This window comes from Microcystis sp. M53603_WE2 (genome assembly GCF_030065435.1).
This window is the reverse complement of the sequence record NZ_JASJFF010001238.1, coordinates 1-3,949: the sequence shown is the minus strand read 5'-3', so window position 1 is coordinate 3,949 and position 3,949 is coordinate 1. Positions and strand designations below refer to the sequence as shown.

Below are 3,949 nucleotides of genomic sequence, written 5' to 3'. Positions count from 1 at the left end.
GTTTTTTGACGTTTTTACGGCGAGACATCGGAATATTCCTGAATTTTCTAGGTTAACTTTAACTTTTGCTTGACAGTCGGATGATTACAGCCCATCTCAAACCCTCTCCTGCGAGTCTTCAGTCTCTTGGGTTAACTTTGACCGACTCGGTGGGAGTATTTTCTTGGTTAATCAATTCCCTGTTTATTTAGCGGCGGGTTTGGGGCGTTTGGTTCCGTACTTAGACCGCGCCTTTTGGCGGTTTTTCACCCCGGTGGCATCGAGGGTGCCGCGAATGATGTGATATCTGACTCCGGGTAGATCTTTGACCCGACCGCCCCGAATGAGGACGACGGAGTGTTCTTGCAGGTTATGACCGATGCCCGGGATGTAGGCTGTCACCTCAAATCCAGAGGTCAAACGTACCCTAGCCACTTTCCGTAGGGCTGAGTTGGGTTTTTTCGGTGTGGTGGTATATACTCTTGTACAAACTCCCCGACGTTGGGGGCATTGTTTGAGGGCGGGAGATTTGGTTTTTCTTTTCGCTTTGGATCTTTCGTCGCGTATTAATTGCTGAATGGTGGGCATGATAGGGCTGTATCTAAGGTTACTCTGAACTCCTATTACCGAAGGTCAAATCGTTGACAAAAGGTCATTATAGCAAATTGTTGCTCTTGTTGTCAAGTCCGCGATTGTGCTTTTCTCCGGTTTAGATGTTAGAGATTGTCTTTTTCTTGGGCGGCGGCGGCACTCAATTCGGGCGTTATTAGGCGATAAAATTACAGCTTCGTTGTTTTGGCTTGATAGTGCGATTTTAGCGATAATTATCACCTGATTAATCGGCTAATATCTGAAAAACTGTCTCTAGCTAACCTCATTTTCAGAACTGGTGTCTAGACTATTAGCTCTTAACGATATATTTAGAGCGTTTGTACTGGATGCAACCCAGGTGTGCTGCCATAAAATATTGTTAACCTTTGAGGTTAACAATATTACAAGGGTCATCTACAATGGATATTGTATTTAAGGAAAAAAAATTTGAGAACGAATGCAATAGCCAAAGACTACTGAAAAAACAGTATGGAGAGAAGATGGCTAAGAAAATCAGGCAAAGACTCGACGACTTAAAAGCAGTTATTGTCCTGGAGGAAATGCGATCGCTGCCGGGACGTTGCCACGAATTGTTACATAACCGTGCTGGACAACTATCTCTAGATTTAGTTCATCCTCTCAGACTAATTTTTGAGCCAGCTAATATACCGATTCCTCAAAAAGCAGACGGGGGAATTGATTGGAAGAAAGTAACCGCAGTCGTAATTATTGGCATAGATGACACCCATGACTAATACTATTGAGAACAGATATGCACCGGATTTTATTTCTCCACCGGGAGAAACCCTTGCCGAAATCCTAGAAGAAAGAAATATGTCTCAATCGGAACTCGCCCAACGCATGGGCAGACCAAAAAAGACTATCAATGAGATAATAAAAGGTAAAGCGGAGATTACTATCGATACCGCCTTACAGATACAGTTAGTGTTAGGAACTCCCGCCAGTTTCTGGATAGAGCGCGAAAGACTTTATCGGGAATATTTAGCGAGAAAAAATGAGAATCAAAGATTAAAAGGTTATTTAGGCTGGTTAAAACAAATTCCTTATCGCCAGATGACTGAATTAGGCTGGCTCAAGTTTGATGAGGATAAAATAGAGCAATTACGAGAGAGCTTGAATTTTTTTGCCGTTGTCTCCCCTGAGCAATGGGAGGAGATTTGGGGGATAAATTTATCGATTGATTTTAGAAAGTCTCAGGCATTTGATAGCGATCGAGGGGCAATAACAGCATGGTTACGTCAAGGAGAAATAGAAGCATTGAAAATTAATTGTGCTGATTACAACGAGTTGAAATTCAGAGATGCCTTGCGACAAATTCGTTCGTTAACTATTAAGTCTATCGAGGTATTTCAACCGCAAATGATCGAGCTTTGTGCGGCAGCGGGGGTTGCCTTAGCCTTTGTCCCTGAACTTCCGAAAACAAGGGTACACGGTGCTACCCGTTGGTTAGATTCTCACAGAGCTTTAATTCAATTGAGCGATCGATACAAAACAAATGATCATTTTTGGTTTTCTTTTTTTCATGAAGCTGGTCATATTTTATTACATGGGAAACGAACTTTATTTTTAGAGGGGCAAGATATTCAAGATACAATTAAAGAAAAAGAGGCGGATGTTTTTGCGGCTAATTTCTTAATTGATCCCAGAGATTGGCAGAGATTTATCGCCAATAATTCTCTGAATAGAAAAGCTATTAATCAATTTGCCGAACAACTAGGAATACACCCTGGTATTATTGTTGGTAGAATGCAACATGAGCAAATTACTTCTTATCAAAACTATAATGATCTTAAGGAGAAATATTGTCTAAATACGCAGAATTCCTTTTTGGTATTGACGAGCGACTCCCCAAAAGGAAAACTTCCTATCTCACCATTAAGAAAACTGCTGTAAGCGGAGATTACTAAGGATAAATTTGGCAATAATTGACAAATTTAGCATTAGAGACAGGAAATTGCGATAACATCAAAAAAAGTCAGGTAGAGGATAGTTATGCTCGATCTTGCGAAATTAGCGGCAAAAATGCCAGGAATCAGTCAACATTTTCAACAGGAAGTGGCAGCTAGTCGCGAGCGAGTGCAACGGGCTAAAATTCTTTTAGAACAGGCTCAACAGCAACAGGAAAAACTGCTAGAACTCTATCATAACTGGCACGATCGCCTAATTTTCTCCGTTGCACTACCGATCGAACCTCTCGACACCCGCGTTACTATCCTTCCCGCTCCCGAAAGTCATAGCGTTTTTGCCACGGATGGTTCCCAAATTGCCCCTTCTCACCACGAAATCGCCTACTGTTATCTAATTAATATCGGTAGGATTATGTTGCACTATGGTCAAAATTTGCACCCTCTCCTCGATAGCATTCCCGAAGTCTATTACAAATCAGAAGACCTCTACATTTCTAAACAGTGGGGTATTCGCGTGGATGAGTGGATGAGTTATCGTCGGACGGTATTAGAAAGCCAAATGTTAGCAGAAATGGCTACTCGTTGGGTAAAACCCCCTGGGGCCCATTATGAACCAAATTTAGCCCTCGTGGATGGTTCTTTGATCTATTGGTTTATCGATAGTCTCCCCCCGGAAGCAAAAGATTTAATTTTGCCACCGATTTTTCAGTCTTGGGACGATTTAAAATCAGCTAGAATCCCGCTTATGGGTTATATTAGTGCTTCTCGTAGCACGGAAGGCTTAAATTTCCTGCGTTTACAATCTTGTCCCCATGATACTCCCAATTGCTTGATCAATTGCGGTGATTTAGACCCAGAAAAAACCCCTTGTCGCGTTGTCGATCCTCTCCGGGATGCTTCTCTCTGGGGTTATTTATTGGAACCGGGGCAAAGAAGTCCTTTTTGGCGCAGTTCTTTGAAAATACTCGATCTTTATGGGGATGAACATCGCATTTACTTCTGTTATCTCCATGTGGGGACGGAAATCGCTAGGGTAGAGGTTCCTGCTTGGGTGGTGGAGGAGCGAGAATTACTCGATCGCTCTTTGAGTATTTTACTGGCCCAGGTGTTAAAAGGTTATGGTTATCCGATCGCCTTAGCGGAAGCGCACAATTTAGCAGTGATTAAAGGTGGCGATCGCTTGCGTTTTTTTGCTCTTTTGGAACAACAAATGATTAAAGTCGGTTTACAGGATGTGGGAACATCTTATAAGGAAGCGAGAAAGCGCAGTAGTATCGCTTAATTGAGGAGGCAGCAGATGGGGAGTGGTCACTGATAACTGCTAACTGCTAACTGATAACTGCTAACTGATAAGTAGTCATGCAAAATTAATTACCCAAATAAAAAATTAAGAAGTATAATACATAAAAAAACGAAGCAGCAGGAAAATACAATGAGATTGATTAGAGACC

Annotated in this window: 4 protein-coding genes; 3 read left to right on the top strand and 1 reads right to left on the bottom strand. The window is 42.0% G+C overall.

The features are described 5' to 3' along the window. Positions 1-183 precede the first annotated feature (183 nt). Entirely contained in the window at positions 184-567 is a 384-nt protein-coding gene (gene rpsL, locus PX481_RS25950) for a 30S ribosomal protein S12 (protein ID WP_002740176.1), read from the bottom strand. A 422-nt stretch (positions 568-989) separates the two neighbouring features. Between rpsL and PX481_RS25945 the strand changes: the two genes are divergently transcribed. The 3 genes from PX481_RS25945 to PX481_RS25935 all read left to right on the top strand — a co-directional run bounded on the left by PX481_RS25945 (position 990) and on the right by PX481_RS25935 (position 3,780). Continuing rightward, positions 990-1,325 (top strand): type II toxin-antitoxin system RelE/ParE family toxin, encoded by a 336-nt coding sequence (locus tag PX481_RS25945; RefSeq protein ID WP_002800095.1) that lies wholly within the window; start codon positions 990-992, stop codon positions 1,323-1,325. After that, complete coding sequence (locus PX481_RS25940; RefSeq protein ID WP_288096836.1) at positions 1,318-2,484, top strand: HigA family addiction module antitoxin; 1,167 nt, start codon at positions 1,318-1,320, stop codon at positions 2,482-2,484. The genes PX481_RS25945 and PX481_RS25940 overlap by 8 nt, the downstream gene beginning before the upstream one ends. Positions 2,485-2,583: 99 nt before the next feature. After that, positions 2,584-3,780 (top strand): DNA double-strand break repair nuclease NurA, encoded by a 1,197-nt coding sequence (locus PX481_RS25935; RefSeq protein WP_002758828.1) that lies wholly within the window; start codon positions 2,584-2,586, stop codon positions 3,778-3,780. The last annotated feature ends 169 nt before the right edge of the window (positions 3,781-3,949 follow it).